At 70.7% G+C, this 18,209-nt stretch carries 16 protein-coding genes; 6 read left to right on the top strand and 10 right to left on the bottom strand.

Annotation, left to right across the window (positions count from 1 at the left end):
* Window positions 1–8: 8 nt before the first annotated feature.
* Window positions 9–1,601, bottom strand: coding sequence for an MFS transporter (locus ACFYY8_RS00795; RefSeq protein WP_390035775.1), 1,593 nt, complete (start codon window positions 1,599–1,601; stop codon window positions 9–11).
* Between the two features lie 162 nt (window positions 1,602–1,763).
* On the opposite strand from ACFYY8_RS00795, the gene ACFYY8_RS00800 reads away from it, so the two are divergent.
* Window positions 1,764–2,447, top strand: coding sequence for a TetR family transcriptional regulator (locus ACFYY8_RS00800; protein ID WP_390035777.1), 684 nt, complete (start codon window positions 1,764–1,766; stop codon window positions 2,445–2,447).
* Here the strand turns inward: ACFYY8_RS00800 and ACFYY8_RS00805 are convergent.
* The 6 genes from ACFYY8_RS00805 to ACFYY8_RS00830 all read right to left on the bottom strand — a co-directional run bounded on the left by ACFYY8_RS00805 (window position 2,408) and on the right by ACFYY8_RS00830 (window position 9,179).
* Window positions 2,408–2,986 (bottom strand): YqgE/AlgH family protein, encoded by a 579-nt coding sequence (locus ACFYY8_RS00805; RefSeq protein WP_390035779.1) that lies wholly within the window; start codon window positions 2,984–2,986, stop codon window positions 2,408–2,410. The two genes, ACFYY8_RS00800 and ACFYY8_RS00805, sit on opposite strands and share 40 nt — an antisense overlap.
* Window positions 2,987–3,539: 553 nt before the next feature.
* Complete coding sequence (locus ACFYY8_RS00810) at window positions 3,540–4,952, bottom strand: NAD-dependent malic enzyme (protein WP_352010159.1); 1,413 nt, start codon at window positions 4,950–4,952, stop codon at window positions 3,540–3,542.
* A gap of 80 nt (window positions 4,953–5,032) precedes the next feature.
* Window positions 5,033–5,662 carry an AAA family ATPase gene (locus ACFYY8_RS00815; RefSeq protein WP_390035781.1) on the bottom strand — a complete coding sequence of 210 codons (630 nt, stop codon included), beginning with the start codon at window positions 5,660–5,662 and terminating at the stop codon, window positions 5,033–5,035.
* A gap of 138 nt (window positions 5,663–5,800) precedes the next feature.
* Complete coding sequence (locus tag ACFYY8_RS00820) at window positions 5,801–6,733, bottom strand: co-chaperone YbbN (RefSeq protein WP_390035782.1); 933 nt, start codon at window positions 6,731–6,733, stop codon at window positions 5,801–5,803.
* A 161-nt stretch (window positions 6,734–6,894) separates the two neighbouring features.
* Window positions 6,895–8,562 carry a methylmalonyl-CoA mutase gene (locus ACFYY8_RS00825; RefSeq protein ID WP_390035784.1) on the bottom strand — a complete coding sequence of 556 codons (1,668 nt, stop codon included), beginning with the start codon at window positions 8,560–8,562 and terminating at the stop codon, window positions 6,895–6,897.
* 122 nt (window positions 8,563–8,684) lie between these two features.
* Window positions 8,685–9,179, bottom strand: coding sequence for a MarR family winged helix-turn-helix transcriptional regulator (locus ACFYY8_RS00830; protein ID WP_390036907.1), 495 nt, complete (start codon window positions 9,177–9,179; stop codon window positions 8,685–8,687).
* Window positions 9,180–9,522: 343 nt separating this feature from the next.
* On the opposite strand from ACFYY8_RS00830, the gene ACFYY8_RS00835 reads away from it, so the two are divergent.
* Together ACFYY8_RS00835 and ACFYY8_RS00840 are read left to right on the top strand one after the other, a co-directional pair.
* On the top strand, window positions 9,523–11,037 hold the full coding sequence (locus ACFYY8_RS00835) for a hypothetical protein (RefSeq protein ID WP_390035786.1): 1,515 nt from the start codon (window positions 9,523–9,525) through the stop codon (window positions 11,035–11,037).
* 152 nt (window positions 11,038–11,189) lie between these two features.
* A complete protein-coding gene (locus tag ACFYY8_RS00840) occupies window positions 11,190–11,867 on the top strand; it encodes a DUF4230 domain-containing protein (RefSeq protein WP_390035788.1) in 678 nt (225 codons plus the stop codon).
* A gap of 129 nt (window positions 11,868–11,996) precedes the next feature.
* Here the strand turns inward: ACFYY8_RS00840 and meaB are convergent, their stop codons facing one another.
* Both meaB and ACFYY8_RS00850 read right to left on the bottom strand, forming a co-directional pair.
* The gene (gene meaB / locus ACFYY8_RS00845) at window positions 11,997–12,920 is read right to left on the bottom strand and encodes a methylmalonyl Co-A mutase-associated GTPase MeaB (RefSeq protein ID WP_390036909.1); all 924 of its coding nucleotides are present in this window, start codon (window positions 12,918–12,920) and stop codon (window positions 11,997–11,999) included.
* 83 nt (window positions 12,921–13,003) lie between these two features.
* Window positions 13,004–14,191, bottom strand: coding sequence for an acetyl-CoA C-acetyltransferase (locus ACFYY8_RS00850; protein WP_390035790.1), 1,188 nt, complete (start codon window positions 14,189–14,191; stop codon window positions 13,004–13,006).
* Between the two features lie 83 nt (window positions 14,192–14,274).
* On the opposite strand from ACFYY8_RS00850, the gene mce reads away from it, so the two are divergent.
* The 3 genes from mce (at window position 14,275) to ACFYY8_RS00865 (ending at window position 17,455) form a co-directional block, all read left to right on the top strand.
* Window positions 14,275–14,697, top strand: coding sequence for a methylmalonyl-CoA epimerase (gene mce / locus ACFYY8_RS00855; RefSeq protein ID WP_390035792.1), 423 nt, complete (start codon window positions 14,275–14,277; stop codon window positions 14,695–14,697).
* A 201-nt stretch (window positions 14,698–14,898) separates the two neighbouring features.
* Complete coding sequence (locus ACFYY8_RS00860; protein WP_390035794.1) at window positions 14,899–16,179, top strand: DivIVA domain-containing protein; 1,281 nt, start codon at window positions 14,899–14,901, stop codon at window positions 16,177–16,179.
* Between the two features lie 121 nt (window positions 16,180–16,300).
* Complete coding sequence (locus ACFYY8_RS00865; RefSeq protein ID WP_390035796.1) at window positions 16,301–17,455, top strand: AI-2E family transporter; 1,155 nt, start codon at window positions 16,301–16,303, stop codon at window positions 17,453–17,455.
* On the opposite strand, the gene ACFYY8_RS00870 is transcribed toward ACFYY8_RS00865, so the two are convergent.
* Complete coding sequence (locus ACFYY8_RS00870; RefSeq protein WP_390036911.1) at window positions 17,415–18,200, bottom strand: alpha/beta fold hydrolase; 786 nt, start codon at window positions 18,198–18,200, stop codon at window positions 17,415–17,417. The genes ACFYY8_RS00865 and ACFYY8_RS00870 overlap by 41 nt on opposite strands.
* Between the last annotated feature and the right edge of the window lie 9 nt (window positions 18,201–18,209).

Raw genomic sequence — 18,209 nt, forward strand, 5'->3', positions numbered from 1 at the left:
CGGGAGGATCACCCCATGTGGATGGGGGCGTCCTCGCTCTTGCGGCCCGCCTTGACGAACAGCGCGAGCACGGCGGCCAGCACCGCGACGCCCGTGCTGACGGTGAAGCCCAGGTGCATGCCGTCCAGGAAGGACAGGTGGGAGACCTTGCCGATGGCCTGCACGAGCGGCTCGGGCACGTTCGGCATCATCTGGGCGGTCGGCGCCCCACCGAAGGTGGCGAGCTCCTGCAGCCCGTCCACCTGCTGCGGAGGCAGCGCGGGGAGCTTGGCCTGCGTCCAGTGGTCCTGGTAGACGTCGGCGACCCTGGCCGAGACGATCGCACCGAGGATGGCCGTGCCGAGCGCGCCGCCGACCTGCATGGCCGACTGCTGGACTCCGCCCGCGACGCCGCTGAGGTCCTCCGGGGCGTTGCCGACGATGATCTCGGTCGCGCCGACGAAGACCGGCGAGAGGCCGAAGGCGAGCAGGGCGAACGGGATGCCGCTGTCGATGAACGCCGCGTCGAGGCTGAGCCGGGACAGCAGGAACATCGCCAGCCCGGTGATCAGCATGCCGCCCGTGATCGTGATCTTGGTGCCGAACCTGCCGATGAGCACGGCGGCCAGCGGTGAGGCGACGATCATGCCCGCGCTCATCGGCAGCATCCGCATGCCCGACTCCAGAGGCGAGAGGCCGTGCACGCCCTGGAAGAAGAACGTGAGGAAGAACATCGCGCCGAACATGGAGAACGCGACCAGCATCATCAGGCCGGTGCCGATGGAGACCGAGGCGTTGGCGAAGAGGCTGAGCGGCAGGAGCGGCTCCGACGAGCGGGTCTGCCACCACAGGAACACTCCGCCGACCACCACGGCCGCGGCCAGGAAGCCGATCGTGCGCGCGTCGCCCCAGCCCCAGGTGGGGGCCTGGATGATCGCCCAGACCAGGGAGAACATCGCGACCGACAGCAGCAGGACGCCCAGCCAGTCGATCCTCGACAGGGTCCGCGCCCGGCTCTCGGTCAGCACCCACAGGCCCATCGCCAGGGCGGCGATGCCCACGGGGACGTTGATGAAGAAGACCGACTGCCAGCTGACGTTCTCGACCAGCAGGCCGCCGACGATCGGGCCCGCGGCGCTGGACAGGCCGATGATGCCGCCCCAGGCACCCATCGCCGTCTTCAGCCGCTCGCCGGGGAAGGCGACCCGCAGCAGCGCGAGGGCGGCGGGCTGCAGCAGCGCGCCGAACAGGCCCTGGAGCACGCGCAGCCCGATCAGCATGCCGACCGAGGAACTGAGGCCGATCGCGAGCGAGCTGAGCGCGAAGCCCGCGACGCCGATCAGGAAGATTCGCTTGTGTCCGAACAGGTCACCGAGTTTCCCCGCGGTGATCAGGAACACGGCGAGCGCGAGCAGGTAACCGCTGGTCACCCACTGCAGGTCGGACAGAGATGCCTTGAGGTCCTGGGCGATCACCGGGTTGGCGATGGAGACGACGGTGCCGTCCAGCATCACCATGATCACGCCGAGCGACACGGACAGAAGTGTGAGCCATGGGTGGCCCTGTCGCGTTGTGCCCAGGTCCGACGGTGGTGGTGCGGCCACCGTCTTGGCTTGTGCCATGGGAAGGGGTCCCCTCGTGAGTTCGCTTCGCCCCGCTTATGTCGATTGAGGCGTCAACACCCGGTAATTTATGACAGTCGCTGACAAGTGACAAATCCTTTGAAGAGGCAGCCCATGACTTATGGCAGACTGTGAACGATACGTTTCGGAGAGGTGACACGCATGGGTCAGCACGGCCTGCGCGAGCGCAAGAAGCACAGGACCAGGCTCGCGTTGATCGACGCCGCCCTTGACCTGTTCGCCGAGCAGGGTTACGAGGCCACGACCGTCGACCAGATCGCGGCCGCGGCGGACGTCTCGCCCCGCACGTTCTTCCGTTACTTCGCGACCAAGGAGGACGTCGCCCTCTCGCTGCCCCTCGACGGCCAGGAGGTCATGCTCGCCGAGCTGGCCGCCCGCCCGTCCGAGGAGCCGCCGTTCGCCGCTCTCGGTCACGCCATGCGCGCGGTCGTCGCCATGCTAGAGGAGGCCGATCCGGCCGAGACGACCAGGTTCCTCAAGGCGCGCGAGCTGATCGAGAGCACCCCCGCCCTCCTCGCCGGGAGCATGCACCGCCTGATGGGCAACGAGCGGCGGCTGATCGAGGAGGTCGCCAGGCGCGAGGGCGTGGGCGGCGACGACCTGCTGACACACTTCGCCGTCGCGCTGTTCGTCTCGGTGGCCAGGACGGGCTTCGAGCACTGCCAGGTGAACGACACCTCCATCACCGGCTCCATCAGCGCCCGCCTCGACGCGGTGCTCGCGCTGGCCGAGAGGTCACTGCGTCCCGGCTGGGACCGCCCCCCGATCCGCCCCGTCCTGCCCGGTCAGTTCATCGAGGGGTCGTCGGGGCAGGTCGCCACGTAGGCCAGTTCGTCACGCTGACGACGGAGCACCGCCCGCCACAGCGATCCAGGGTCGTGGTGGAAGGTGTCGCCGGGTTCGGAGTCCACGACGTACCACGCCCCCTGGCCGATCTCGGCTTCGAGCTGCCCGGCCGACCACCCCGCGTAACCCGCGAAGATCCGCATCTGCGCGATCTCCCCGGCGAGGATCTCCGGAGGGGCGTCCAGGTCGACGGTCCCGATCCTGGAGACCGCGTCGGTTCCCGAGTGCAACCGCCGCCACCCCAGGGGCTCCTGCCCGCTCGGGACCGCGGCCAGGGCCAGGGCGCTGTCGGTCTGCACCGGCCCCCCCTGGAAGAGCACCGACGGGCCGGTCACCATGGTGTCCCAGGTGGGCAGCACCTGCGTCACCGAAATGTCACTCGGCCGGTTGAGCACCACGCCGAGCGTGCCGCCGTCGAGGTCATGCTCCAGGACGAGGACCACGCTCCGCCGGAAGTTGGGGTCGTCGAGCCGCGGCGTCGCCACCAGCAGGCCACCGACGTAGATCGCCTCCGCCATGTCTCCATCATGAAGGGTCAAAGGCGTATCGCGCTGCGCTACCCCCACTCCAGATCTTCCAGATATCACCCTGCGTTACGCAAAGCAGCTAAACGGGAACCCTCAGTACATACACCACTAAATGGGGGAGAAATGCGACAGGATGGTGAGGCAACGATCACCCCCGTGGTGTTCTTCGCGCTCGCCTTCCTCTTCGTCGCGGGCACCCTCCCCGCACAGGGCACCGGCGAGCCGCACCGGACAGGGCCGCCCCTCACGGAACACGACGTCAGGGCGCCGAGCGCCGGACATCAGAGGGCACGACCGCGGCGGAAGGCCCCGCGGCCCCTGCCCGTTCTCGGTGCGCCGCGTCCCTGGGGGGCGGGCCCGCTCGCCGGAGCCGAACCCGCCTCCGGTCTGCCCTCCTGGGCCGCGACCGCCGCGGGCGTGACGCTCACCGGCGGCGCGCTGTGGTGGTACGGCGTGCTGTGGCCACGCCGTACCCCGCCGCGGCCGATCGGCCCCGGACACTCACCGGACGGCCGCCCGTCGTCCCGGGCCGAGGCTCTGAGCGCTACGCCTCGGTCATGCCGGTGCGCGCCCTGCCACCCGCCGACTCGCGCACGGCGGCGGCGACGGCGCCCGCGACATCGGCGTGGAACACGCTGGGAATGATGTAGTTGGGGCCGAGCTCCTCGGCGGTGACCACGGCCGCCAGCGCCCTGGCCGCCGCCAGCAGCATCTCCTGGCTCACCACGCTGGCCTGCGCGTCGAGCAGGCCGCGGAAGACACCGGGGAAGGCCAGCACGTTGTTGATCTGGTTCGGGTAGTCCGAACGGCCGGTGGCGACCACGGCCGCGTGCTCGCGGGCGTCGTCGGGCGAGACCTCGGGCTCGGGGTTGGCCAGCGCGAAGACCACCGCGCCGTCGGCCATCGTCGCGATGTCGTCGCCGGTGAGGATGCCGGGGGCGGAGACGCCGACGAACACGTCGGCGCCCTTGATCGCGCCCCGCAGGTCACCGGCGTAGCCCTCGGCGTTGGTGTGCTCGGCGATCCAGCGCAGCGAGTCGTCGAGGTCCTCCCGGCCGCTGTGCACCGCGCCCAGGTAGTCGCAGACGACCACGTTGCGGGCACCTGCCGCCAGCAGCAGGCGCAGCACCGCCGTACCGGCCGCCCCGGCGCCGGCCAGCGTGATGCGGACCTCGCCGAGCTCCTTGCCGACCACGCGCAGCGCGTTGGTGAGCGCGGCCAGCACGCAGATCGCGGTGCCGTGCTGGTCGTCGTGGAAGACCGGGATGTCCAGCAGCTCCCGCAGCCGCCGCTCGACCTCGAAGCAGCGCGGCGCGGAGATGTCCTCCAGGTTGATGCCGCCGAAGCCGGGGGCGATGACCTGGACGGTGCGGACGATCTCGTCGACGTCCTGGGTGTCGAGGCAGATCGGCCAGGCGTCGATGTCGGCGAAGCGCTTGAAGAGGGCGGCCTTGCCCTCCATGACGGGCAGCGCGGCGGCGGGGCCGATGTTGCCCAGGCCGAGCACCGCGGAGCCGTCGGTGACCACGGCGACGGTGTTCCGCTTGATGGTCAGCCGCCTGGCGTCCTCGGGGTTGCGCGCGATGGCCATGGAGACCCGGGCGACGCCGGGCGTGTAGGCCATGGACAGCTCGTCACGGTTGCGCAGCGGCACCTTGGAACGCATCTCGATCTTGCCGCCGAGGTGCATGAGGAAGGTCCGGTCGGAGACCTTGTGGAGGACGACTCCCTCCACCGCGTCCAGCTTGTCGACGATGGCCTGGGCGTGGTCGGTGTCACGTGCGGCGCAGGTGACGTCGATGCGCAGGGTCTCATGCCCGGCGGTGGTGACGTCGAGTGCGGTGACCACCCCTCCGGCTGACTCTACGGCGTGGGTGAGCTGGCTGACGGCCTTGCCCCCTGCGGGCACCTCAAGGCGCACGGTGATGGAGTAAGACACGCTCGGCACGGTCGCCACAGTCATCCGCTCCTTCGCGACAGGACTGGTTGGAGTCCCTCCATCGTGCCACCAACGGACCGGTGTCCGTACCGGGTCGCTCAGCTGAGAGCTGTCGATGCGGTCACAATCAGCTCCACGCACGTGTCGACCGGGATGCTCGTGCTGTCCAGCACGAGGTGGTAGAGGGTCGGGCAGGCCGCGTCCGCGCGGTAGAAGTGGCGGACGTAGGCGGCCCGCGCCCGGTCGTTGTCCTCGATGATCCTGCGCGCCTGGCGCTCGGGCACCCCGCTCAGGGTCGCCGTCTGGACGACCCTGCGGGCCAGCGGCGCGTCCAGCCGTACGTGCAGGGCGCCGGGATGGTCGGCCAGCACGAGCGCGCCCGCCCTGCCGAGGAACACCCCGCCCTGTTCCCCGGCGATCTGCCTGATCACCCGTTCGGTGTGGGCGACGAAGTCCTCGGCGGGCAGCGGCATGACTCCGGGAATGTACATGTCCATGCCGCCGAAGCTCGCCGCGGGCAGCCGCATCGCCCCGGCCAGCAGCCAGGCCAGCCCGTGCTCGGCCCGGTCGTCGTGCGCCAGGACGTCCTCCAGGCTGCAGCCGAGCTCGACGGCGACCGTGCCGGGGATCGCCCGGTCGAGGAAGGGGACTCCGAGGCGTCCGGCGACCGCCGGTCCGATAACGCTTCCGGCGGTGCCGTACGTCGCGGAGATGGTGACGACCCGCATGACCTGTTCATGCCCGGAAACCGGGGGTGTCCATACCCGTGGGCCGGCGCTTTTACGGCGGACCCTTATCCGGGGCGTCCTGGCCCTCCCGGCGCGGGTGGCGGACACACACGCGGCGCCCGGGAGGCCTCGGACAGGTCAGAACAGGGCGCTGGCCAGGCTCCTGCGGGCCTTGCCCACCGAGGGGTCGTCCGCGGGAAGGGTCTCGAACAGGCTGAGCAGTCGGGTCCTGACCCGGTCGCGGTCGTCGCCCGAGGTGCGCCGCACGACCGCGACGAGCCGTTCGAAGGCCTGGTCCACGTCGCCGGAGAGCATCTCGAAGTCGGCGGCCAGGAGCTGGGCGTCGAGGTCTGCGGGGTCGGACAGGCGGCCCTGCACCTCGGAGGGGTCGACGTCCTGGGTACGCCGGATCAGGCCGAGACCCGCCAGGCCGATCTTGGCGTCCTCGTCGTTCGGGGAGCGCGCCAGCAGCCGCTCGTAGGCGGCGACCGCGGCGTCGAGGTCACCGGCGTCGATGGCCTGCTCGGCGGCGAGAACGTCCGGGTCGGTGGGAGGCTCGGCGGGCTGCTCCTGCGCCTGCCCGCCCTCGGGGGCCGGGGGGAGGTACTGCGCGAGGGCCTCAAGGAGCTGCGAGAGCCAGTCGCGCAGCTGTGCCTCCGTCGCGATGCCCGGGACGACGGCGACCGGCTGGCCCTGGAAGAGGGCGTAGAGGGCCGGCACGTTCTGCACCCGCAGCGCCTGGGCGATCTGCGGGCTGACCTCGACGTCCACCCTGGCCAGGGTCCACCGGCCCGCGTTCTCCGCGGCCAGTTTCTCCAGCAGCAGGCTGTACTCCCTGGCCTGCTCCGCCCTGGTCACCGTGAGCTCCAGCAGCACGAGGCTGTTCATGGAGCGTTCGACGACCTCCTGCGTGAAGTTGGTGTCGTCCACGTCGACGACCGGAGCCGGTACTCCGCCGGTCTCCTGGGCGGTGGCCTCCCGGCGCGCCTGCGCGTCTAGCGCCTGCTTGCGCGCGCCGAGATCGACGGCACCGTAGAGCGATCCTGCTCGTTTGAAGTCCGCTGGGCTCATACTCCAATCCTGCCGCATCCGGGCGGTTGCGCCGACTCGGCACCACGCCGGGACGCTCCGGAGGACAGGCCGGGGCCGGGCGGCCGCGCCCACCGGACCCCCCGCGCCGTAGGGAGGCAGGTGGGCCGTCTCGCCCGGCCCTCGGGTCTTCGGGGCTTCTTCTAGAAGCGCGCGGGCTCGGTGTAGACGCCCCACACGTCGCGCAGCGCGTCGCAGATCTCGCCGAGGGTGGCCTCGGCGCGGACCGCGTCGAGCATGGACGGGATCAGGTTGCCCTCTCCCCTGGCCACCTCGACCATCGTGGCGAGCGCCCGCTCGACGGCCTGCCCGTCGCGGGCCGTCCTGCGCTCGGCCAGGACGCGGTTCTGCTCGCGCTCGACCTCGTGGCTGATCCTGAGGATCTCCAGCGGCTCGTCGATGGAGGCGGTGTGGCAGTTGACGCCGACGATCCGCTTCTCGCCCTTCTCCAGCTTGCGCTGGTAGTCGAAGGCCGCCTCGGCGATCTCGGACATGAACCAGCCGTCCTCGATGCCGCGCAGGATGCCGGACGTCATCGACCCGTCGGAGCCCATGTCCCGGACCTTGGCGAAGATCGCCTCGGCCTCGGCCTCGATCCTGTCGGTCAGCGCCTCCACGTACCAGGAGCCGCCGAGCGGGTCGGCCACGTTGACGACCTCGGTCTCCTCCATGATCACCTGCTGGGTGCGCAGCGCGATCTCGGCGGCCTTCTGCGAGGGAAGCGCCAGGACCTCGTCGAGGGCGTTGGTGTGCAGCGAGTTGGTGCCGCCGAGCACCGCGGCGAGTGCCTCGATCGCGGTGCGCACCACGTTGTTGTACGGCTGCTGCGCCGTCAGGGAGACACCGGCCGTCTGGGTGTGGAAGCGCAGCCACTGGGCCTTGTCGGTCTTGGCCCCGTAGACGTCGCGCAGCCACCGCGCCCAGATCCGCCTGGCGGCCCTGAACTTGGCGATCTCCTCGAAGAAGTCGATGTGCGCGTCGAAGAAGAACGACAGGCCCGGCGCGAAGACGTCCACGTCCAGCCCCCTGGACAGGCCGAGCTCGACGTAGCCGAACCCGTCGGCCAGGGTGAAGGCCAGCTCCTGCGCGGCCGTCGCCCCGGCCTCGCGGATGTGGTAGCCGGACACGCTGAGCGGCTTGTAGGCCGGGATGTTCGTGGCGCAGAACTCCATCAGGTCGCCGATCAGCCGCAGGTGCGGCTCGGGGGCGAACAGCCACTCCTTCTGGGCGATGTACTCCTTGAAGATGTCGGTCTGCAGCGTTCCGTTGAGCCTGCCGACCGGCACCCCCTGGCGCTCCGCCGCGACGACGTACATGCAGAAGATCGGCACGGCGGGGCCGCTGATCGTCATCGAGGTGGTGATGTCGCCGAGCGGGATGCCGTCGAAGAGCAGGTCCATGTCCAGCGCGGAGTCGATGGCGACCCCGCAGTGGCCGACCTCCCCGAGTGAGCGGGGGTCGTCGGAGTCGCGGCCCATCAGCGTCGGCATGTCGAAGGCGACGCTCAGCCCGCCGCCGCCCGCGCCGAGGATCATCTTGTAGCGCTCGTTGGTCTGCTTGGCGTTGCCGAACCCGGCGAACTGCCGGATGGTCCACGCCTTGCCCCGGTAACCGGTGGGGTGCAGGCCACGGGTGAAGGGGTACTCCCCCGGCCAGCCGATCCGTTCGAAGCGCGGATCGTCCTCCTTGGGCCCGTATACGGGCGCGACGTCGAGGCCGGAGAGCGTCCGGAACTCGGAATCACGCTTGGCTGCCTTGTCGAAACGCGCCTGCCAGCGCGCCCTGCCAGCCTCGATCTCCTCGGCGTCCATGGCCAACTCCCTCTAACGCCCTTGTACGGCTCGGCTTCTCGTGACGGCTTGTGGCCTCGAAAAGATACTAGGACGTCCTACTAATTTTTGGCCAGCATACGAGAAAGTGTCCAGCCCCGCGATCAGTCCTCGAAGTCCCCCGCGGCCACCCTGATGGTCCTGAGCAGGCCGAACATCTGGCCGAGCTCCGCCTCGCCGTACATGGTCATGCCGAAACCGGCCGCCATCAGGTCGTCCGTCGCCTCGCTCACGACCTCCCGGCCCCGGGTGGTGATCTCGGCCAGCACCCCGCGGCCGTCGCGGGGGTTGCGCATGCGGCGGACCAGCCCGGCGCGTTCGAGGCGGTCGACGGTGTTCGTGACACTCGTCGGGTGGACCATCAGCCGCTCGCCGATGCGCGACAGCGGCAGCGCGCCGGACTTGCTGAAGGTCAGCAGCACCAACGCCTCGTATCGAGCGAAGGTCAAGTCATACGGTTTGAGCAGCGTGTCCAGTTGCGCCAGCAGGATCTGGTGCGCTCTCATGATCGACGTGACGGCGGCCATGGCCGAGGACTGTCCAAAATGAACGCGCCACGTCTCCGCGGCACGCTCGATGGGGTCGAACGGCAGATTCAGCTGACCTGTAGCCACAGGGTTACGTTAGCGCGGCCTCGTCCCCGTCCGCCCGTGCCCACAGGGCGCTGAACCGATGGCTTCGCCAAGAACCCGGACGTCAAACGTCACGCTCGGTTATGGTTCCCACATCGAATGGTGAGGGCGCGGCCAAATGGTCGCGCACGCTCAGTCCGGATCTGCGGGGGACGCCGACCGGACCGGTGGCCGAGGGGAACGGTCATCGAACATTCACAGCACGGGGGGTGCTTGATGAACGACGACTCGACGGCGCTTGTACGCCGTATGACCTATGGCACGTGTCCGAGCACGGACGGCACGGCGTGGACCGCTTCCACGCACGGCGGTGCGTGAGCACAGGGGCGTTTCACGCGAGGAACTCCAGCAGAGCGCGATGGTGGCTGTCGCCGTCCTGCTCGTGCTCGGCGTGGTCGCGGCGTGGAGCGTCCTCATACCCGGCGTCAGCGCGTGGGAGAACGTCATCGCCGCGGTGATCGGCTCGCTGCGGCTCACCGGGCCCGTGGCCGCCGCCTTCGCCGCCTGGGTCGCGGTGCGCAGGCGGCGCGGGGCCAGACGGCGCCCGCAGAACGCGTGGCAGGCCGTGCGCGCGCCGCTGGCCATCGCGGTGGTCGTGGCCGCGCCCTTCACCGCGACCGCGTTGATCATGGCGGTCAGGACCGTGCTCACCGAGCAGGCGGGGCTGCTGCTGCCCAGCGGACTGGTGATGGGGGTCGCGGGCCTGACGCTGTACGTCACGCTCGGATGGGTGACCGGGTGGCTGTTGCCCTGGACGATCACCCCGGTGTTCGCCGGGCTCGGCTGCTACGGCCTGTTCACCTGGCTGGCCAGGGGACAGACCTGGACCGACCGCCTCACCCCCGCCACGCGGGAGCCGTACGACGTGTTCCGCGGGCTGAGCTCGACGGCCTTCACCGACCAGTCACTGTGGCTGCTCGGCGTCAGTACGGCGTTGCTGCTCGGCTGGGCGGCTCTGGTGACGCGTCAGGCGCTGGCGCTGGCCGGGGCGCTGCTCGCGGTGCTCGCCGCGGGCACGGGGATGGCCAGGCTGCTCAGCGAGCCCGCGACCGTCTCGGCCCAGCGGGTGGTCTACAGCTGTCAGGAGTGGCCGATCACGGTCTGCGTGCACCCGGGGATGCGTACGGGGCTGCCCGAGCTCGGTTCCGCGTTCGTCAAGATCGCCTCCCGTCTCGCGGGGACGCCCGGTGAGTTCTCCCGGCTTGAGCAGCGGCCCCGCAGCGACGACGCCGCCCCCGCCTCAGGCGCCATCCCGATCCACGTGGACGACCTGTCGACCGGGTTCGCCGACGCGGCGGCCGACGAGTTCGTCGAGGGCCTGGCCCGGCAGTGCGACGGCAGCCCGGCTGCCGGATACCGCGACATCGTGATCGCCTGGCTGCGCGGAAAGCCGCTGCCCGGCGGGCCGCTGCCCGAGCACCAGTACGCCGCCGCCTGGTTCTCCGGGCTCACCGAGGCCCAGCGGCGCGAGTGGCTGCGGCTGAACTACGCCGACTTCGCGGCCTGCAGACTGCGCGGCGACCTCTTCGGCGGGCAGGCCGTGCAGGCGGCGCAGCCGTTCCAGACCGCCCGGCCCGTCCAGCCGTTCCAGCCCTTCCAGCCGGCCCAGCCGGTCCAGGGCGGCGAGGCCTCACCGCTCGTCCCGCGGGAGCAGCTCGCCGCCCCGGAGCAGACGAGCCGGGTACGGCGCGCCGGGCACTCGGGACGGATGACGGCCCCCCGGCGGCAGGTCGGGCAGGCGAACGGCATGAGCCGTCATGAGGAGTCCGCCGCCCCGGACGCGGACGAGGGAACGAGACAGGCGCGTCCGTCCCGCCACGAATGACATGATCGGCATAGGCTTCGACACGGGAGCGTGGTCCGTCCGGGACCGCCCGATATGAGAGCGCCGATCCGGATGAGTCGTCCCGCGCGGGAAGGCGGCCCCTCCTCGGGCCGCCCGCGTGAGAACGCGGCCACCGAGGGAAGGAGACCGCCGTGAACGCCCCCTTGGAAGCGCCGCCGCAACCGGCGTCCGCGCCGCCCCCGCGCAGGGGCGCGCGCCTGCTCGTCGGGCTGCTCGTCACCGTCGTCCTGCTCGTCGTGGGTGCCCGTCTGGCCTGGTCGTGGCTGAATCCGTTCGGTGAGAACACCGTCGACCGCAGTCAGCCCGCGCTACTCGAATCCATCCACAACCTCAGCCGCTTCGAGGCGGCCACCGGCAACTTCCAGGTCGTCGTGGACCTGGAGAAGGACGCCCCCTTCCTGCCCGACGCCATCAAGGGCAGCCGTACCCTCTTCGTCGGCGCGGGCGGGGTGGACGCCTACGTCGACTTCGGCGGCCTGGCCTCGGGCGCGCTGACCGTCTCCCCCGACCGCAGGCAGGTCACGGTACGGCTGCCGCACGCCCAGCTGGAGAAGCCCAACCTCGACAACAGGCGCTCCTACGTCTACGCGCAGGAGCGCGGTCTCTTCGACCGGGTCCAGGACTTCCTGTCCTCCTCCCCCGGCGACCAGCAGGAGCTCTACGTGCTGGCCGAGAAGAAGATCGCGGATGCGGCGCAGGCCAGTGACCTGCGCACCCGTGCCGACCAGAACACCAAGGTCATGCTTCAGGGCATGCTCGGCGGGCTCGGCTTCGAGAAGGTCACCGTCGACTTCGCCGCCCGGCCCTGAGCCCGCCCAACCCTGAGCCCGTCCGGCCCTGAACCGTCCGGCTCCGAACGGCCCGGCCCTGATCGGTGTTCCGGTCAGGGCCTTCGATCTGCCGGCGCCGGTCGGCCGGCAGCGGTCAGTCGATGCCGGTCAGTCGATGGCGGCCAGCAGTTCGTCGGCCGCGCGGTAGGGGTCGAGCCCCTCGTCGAGCACCCGGCGGGCCAGCGCGTCCAGACGCCGGTCGCCGTGCAGGTGCGCGAAGCGTGAGCGGAGGGTGGCCAGCGCGATCGCCTCGATCTCGTCCCTGGCCCTGGCCTGACGTCTGCGCCCGAGCTCGCCCGACTCCTCAAGGTGGGCCCAGTGCGCGTCGAGGGCGCCGACCACGTCCTGCGCCCCCTCGCCCCGGTAGGCGACGGTCGGCACGATCGGCGGCTTCCAGTCCCGTGCGATCAGGGCGATCATGTTGCGCAGTTCCCTGATGGCCGCCTGAGCGCCGTCACGGTCGGCCTTGTTGACCACGAACACGTCGGCGATCTCCAGGATGCCCGCCTTGGCCGCCTGCACGCCGTCCCCCATGCCCGGGGCGAGCAGCACGATGGTGGTGTCGGCCAGCGAGGCGATGTCCACCTCCGCCTGGCCGACCCCGACGGTCTCGACCAGGATGACCTCGCACCCGGCGGCCTCCAGGACACGCAGTGCCTGGGGGGTCGCCCATGACAGACCGCCCAGGTGTCCCCGGCTCGCCATCGAGCGGATGAACACCTCGGGGTCGGTCGCGTGGTCCTGCATCCGCACCCGGTCGCCGAGCAGGGCGCCGCCGGTGAACGGCGAGGACGGGTCGACGGCGAGCACGCCGACCCTTCTGCCCTGCTCGCGGAAGGCCCGCACCAGCATCCCGGTCGAGGTCGACTTGCCCACGCCGGGAGAGCCGGTCAGCCCGATGATCCTGGCCTTGACCGGACGATCCGCGCAGAGCCTGGCCATGATCTCTCTGAGCAGGGGCGAGCCGTTCTCCACCAGGGAGATCAGCCTTGCGACCGCGCGAGGCTGCCCGGCCCGTGCCCGCGCGACCAGATCGGAGACGTCGGCCTGCGGGGGGTGCCCGTTCCCCGTGGCCGCGGGCCGCTCGCGGGTCACCGGCCCCGGGTCTCGCACCGTCACGCCGAGGGGACCCGGATGATCAGGGCGTCACCCTGGCCACCGCCGCCGCACAGACCCGCCGCGCCGAGGCCGCCGCCACGGCGCCTGAGCTCGTGGGCGAGGGCCAGCACGATGCGGGCTCCCGAGGCCCCGATCGGGTGACCGACGGCGATGCCGCCGCCGTTGACGTTGATCTTGTCGAGCGGGACGCCGAGTTCCTTGGCCGACTGCAGGACGACCTGGGCGAAGGCCTCGTTGATCTCCAGCAGGTCGAGGTCGTCGACGGAGAGCCCCTGCTTGCCCAGGGCGTGCCTGATGGCGTTGGCCGGCTGGGACTGCAGGGAGTTGTCCGGGCCCGCGACGTTGCCGTGCGCGCCGATCTCGGCCAGCCAGTCGAGCCCGAGTTCCTCGGCCTTGGCCTTGGACATCACGACGACCGCGCAGGCGCCGTCGGAGATCTGCGAGGCGGAGCCCGCGGTGATCGTGCCGTTCTTGCCGAAGGCGGGGCGCAACCGGGCCAGAACCTCGACGGTGGTGTCGGCGCGCACGCCCTCGTCGGCGGCGAAGACCACCGGCTCGCCCTTACGCTGCGGGATCGTCACCGGGACGATCTCGTCGTCGAGCACACCGTTCTTGATCGCCGCGGCGGCCAGCTCGTGCGAACGGGCGGAGAAGGCGTCCTGCTCCTCACGGGTCAGGCCGAGGCGCTCGTTGTGCCGCTCGGTCGACTCGCCCATGGACACCTGGTCGTAGGCGTCGGTGAGGCCGTCGTGCGCCATCGAGTCCACGATGCCCGCCTCGCCGTACTTCACCCCTCTGCGCAGGCCGGGCAGCAGGTGGGGGGCGTTCGACATGGACTCCATGCCGCCCGCGACCACGACGTCGAACTCGCCCGCCCTGATGAGCTGGTCGGCGAGGGCGATGGCGTCGAGGCCGGACAGGCAGACCTTGTTGATCGTCAGCGACGGCACGGTCATCGGGATTCCGGCCTTGACGGCGGCCTGACGGGCGGGGATCTGTCCCGCTCCGGCCTGCAGGACCTGGCCCATGATCACGTACTGCACGGCCTCGGGAGCGACGCCTGAACGCTCCAGCGCGGCCTTGATGGCGATGCCGCCGAGCTCGACGGCCGAAAGACCGGACAGCGAGCCGAGCAGCCGCCCGATGGGGGTACGAGCTCCGGCGACGATGACGGAACCAGACATAGCAGGGCCTCCCTGGCGGGGCTTGGGACGACTTTGCCACCATACCCATGGGTACCCGAGTAGCCGCCATGGAGGTTGGACATATGTTCATGCGTATCGATCATGTGGGAATCGCCTGCCACGACCTTGAGGAGAAGATCACATTCTTCGAGCGGACCTTCGAGTTGACCGTGGTCGCCCGCGAGATCAACGAGGAGCAGGGCGTCAAGGAGGCGATGCTGCACATCGCCGACGGCAACGGGGGCGGGTCGTACATCCAGCTCCTCGAACCGCTCGGCCCCGACACACCCGTCGGGAAGTTCCTCGCCAAGCGGGGTGAGGGAGTCCATCACGTGGCCTTCGGGGTCCCGGACGTCGCCGAGGCGATGCGGGAGATCGGCGACCGGGGCGTGAGGCTTCTCGACGAGGCCCCCCGGCACGGCACGATGGGTTCCTCCATCGCTTTCCTGCATCCCAAGGATGTCGGCGGAATGCTCACCGAACTCGTTCAGGCGCCAAAGCACTAAAGGCGAGCCATGTCAAATGTAAGAAACGTTCGTACGTAACAAGTCGCGCAGAAAGCCAGAGGAGACCGACAACTCGGCGACTCCAGAGTACGCTGGCCTACCACCGGACGTGTGGATCCCCGCCACGGCTCCGCCTCGGATGTCCGAACAATCCCCCGTCCGGCCCGTGTAGCCGCCTCGACAACCCAGGATCGAGCCTCCATGCAGTCCGACATCGACGCCCAGCTCAACAATTTCTTCGAAGACGCCCCCGCTCGGGAATTCGACGTGGTGCTCCGAGGCTATGACCGGCACCAGGTCCACGACCATCTGAAGCAAGTCGACAACGAACTGCGCCAGACCAGGGAACAGCTCCAGGGCCTGCAACGAGAACTCGCCGACTCCCAGCGTCAGCTTCAGGAGCAGGAGCGTCCGACCTACTCGGGGCTGGGCGCCCGTATCGAGCAGCTGCTGCGTCTGGCCGAGGAGCAGGCGACCGAGCTGGTCCAGGCCGCTCGTTCAGAGGCGAACGAGATCAAGGCCGCGTCCAAGGTCGAGGCCGCGGACCTGCGTGCCGCCGCGGAGAACGAGGCGGCGGAGAAGCGCGCCCTCGCCACCCGCGAGGCCGACGACATGCGCACCACCGCCGAGCGGGACGCCGAGGAGATCCGCTCGACCGCTCGCCGTGAGGCCGACGAGCTGACCGCCACCACCGAGCGCGAGGTCGCCAAGCTCAGGGCGACCGCCGACCACGAGGTCGCGGAGAAGCGCGCGGACGCCGAGCGTGAGATCGCCAAGCTGCGCACCACCACCGAGCGCGAGGTCGCCCAGCTGCGCGCCTCGACCAAGCGTGAGCGCGACGAGATCCTGACCACCGCCAAGCGTCAGGCCGACGAGATGCGCGCCCAGGCCCAGCGGGTCCTTGAGGAGTCCGAGGCCAAGCGCGCCCAGGACGAGGCCGAGTTCGAGATCCAGCTCGCCTCCCGCCGTGAGGAGGCCGAGCGCCAGGAGGCCGAGCGCCACGCCACCGCCCAGGCCAACACCCAGAAGCTGGTCTCCGAGGCCGAGCAGCGCGCGGCGACCGCCGAGCAGCGCGCGACCAAGGCGACCCAGCAGGCCGAGCAGACCCGCCGCGAGGCCGACACCCACGCCAAGCAGCTGCTCGCCAACGCCCGCAAGAACGCCGACCAGCTCGTGGCGGACGCCAAGTCCAGCGCCGAGTCGATCGTCTCCGAGGCCAAGTCCGAGGCCGAGCGCAGCCGTACGGTCGCCCAGCGCCAGGTCGACGAGCTGACCCGCCAGCGCGACAGCATCACCAGCCACCTCGCGCAGCTGCGCCAGCTGCTCGGCGGCGCGCCGCTGCCCGCGGCCGACCCCGAGCCCGCGATCGCCGCGGCGCCGCCCAAGCCGGCCATCCCGGCCTCCAACGGCAGCGAGAAGCCGCTCGCGGCCGCCGCGAAGTCGCCCGCCAAGGACGACGACGCGGAGTGGTGGCAGGAGTAGCCCCCGCCTGGCGAGGCGTCACGACGGCTACATATGACGGTTACGGGAGAGCCTGGCGACCTTGACGGTCGCTAGGCTCTCTTGTCACGTTCCCCGCCGTCCCCCACCGCCAGGAGCATCAGTGTCCGAAGCGTCCCAGCCGCCCCAGGCGTCTCCGGCGCCTCAGCCGCCCCAGGCGGCCGACGCCGCCCGGCCCGCCGTGCCGAAGGCCAGGCCCGAGTTCGCCGAGCCGTACGGCAAGCCGGGCGAACCGCTGACGAGGAACCCGTTCCTGATCGGGCTGACCGGGGGCCTGGGAGTGCTGACGGCCTGGGCGCTGGCCCAGGCGCTGATCACGGCGCGCAGCGTGATCGTACTGGTCGTCGTGGCGATGTTCCTCGCCGTCGGGCTCAACCCGGCGGTCGAGGCGTTGCAGCGGCGCGGAATGCCCCGCCGGGGGGCGATCTCGATCGTCTTCGGCGGGGTGATCCTGTTCTTCGTGCTGTTCGGTCTGGCGATCGTCCCGCCGGTGAGCCGGGAGGCGGCCTCCTTCGTCAGCGCGGTGCCCGGCTACGTCAGGGAGTTGCTGGCCAACCCGACGCTCAGGACGCTGGACAGCGACTACCAGATCCTCACCAGGATCGGCGACTACGTCACCAGCGGCGGCCTGGCCCAGACCGTGGCCGGGGGTCTGGTCGGTGCCGGCGCCGTGGTGTTCGACGCGTTCTTCTCCGGCTTCACGCTGCTGGTGCTGACGCTGTACTTCCTCGGCTCGCTGCCCTCGATCAAGGACTACCTCTTCCGGCTCGTGCCGACCAGCCGCAGGGAGCGGACCAGGGCGCTGGGCGACGAGATCCTCGACGGCATCGGCGGTTACGTGGCCGGGAACCTGCTGATCTCGGTGATCGCCGGGGTGACCACCTGGGTGTTCCTCGCGGTGCTGAACATGCCCTACGCGCTGGCCCTCGCCCTGGTCGTGGCGGTCGCGGACCTGATCCCGCTGGTCGGGGCGACGATCGGCGCCGTGCTGGTGACGCTGGTCGCGCTGCTGCAGTCCTGGACGCTCGGCGTGGCCTGCGGGGTCTTCTTCCTGATCTACCAGCAGGTCGAGAACTATCTGATCTATCCGCGCGTCATGAAGCGCTCGGTCGACGTGGCCCCCGCGGTCACCGTGATCGCCGCGTTGTTCGGCGGCGCGCTGATGGGCATCGTCGGGGCGCTGCTGGCCATCCCGGTGGCCGCGGCGATCGCGTTGATCATCCGTGAGGTGGTGCTTCCCCGGCAAGCCCGGCTGTGAAGGCGGCCACGGCGCCGTTGAACGCCTCCGGCTGTTCGAGCGCGCTCAGGTGCCCGGCCCGCTCGATCACGGCCAGCCGCCCGTCGGGTACGGCCTCGACCATCGCCCGCGCGTCGGCGACCGGGGTGGTCTCGTCCTCCTCCCCCACGAGCACCAGGGCGGGGACCGTGAGCCCGCGCAGGGTGTCGAAGGAGTCGGGACGGCCCGCCATGGCCCGCTGCGCCCAGGCGACCGCCCCCGGCGGGGCCGACTCGATCAGGGCGCGCACCCGGCCGAAGACCATCGCCCTGCTGCGCGCGGTCGTCCTGCCGACCATCGCGGGCATGATCTCCCCGGCCAGGAAGGACGAGCCCTCCGCGAGCACGGTCGTGGCGACGCGTTCGCGGTACGCCCTGGCCTCCTCGGTGTCGGCGCTCGCCTTGGTGTCGGCGAGCACCACTCCGAGCAGCCGGTCGGGGTGGCGCCTGCACATGGCCATCGTCACGTAGCCGCCCATGGACTGGCCGACGACGACGGCCCTGTCGATCCCCCGGTGGTCGAGCAGGCGCGCCACGTCGTCGGCCATCACGTCGACGGAGGGCTCCTGGTCACCGAGCGGGGAGCCGCCGAAGCCGCGCAGGTCGGGGGTGATGACCTCGCAGGAGGAGGACAGCCCCTCCCGCTGGGTCAGCCACATGGCCGAGGAGAGCGGGAAGGCGTGCAGCAGGACGACCGGGAGTCCCTGCCCGGCTGATCGCGTGTACATGAGCACGTT

Origin of the sequence: Streptosporangium sp. NPDC001559, from assembly GCF_042893955.1 — a bacterium.
Taxonomy (GTDB): domain Bacteria; phylum Actinomycetota; class Actinomycetes; order Streptosporangiales; family Streptosporangiaceae; genus Streptosporangium.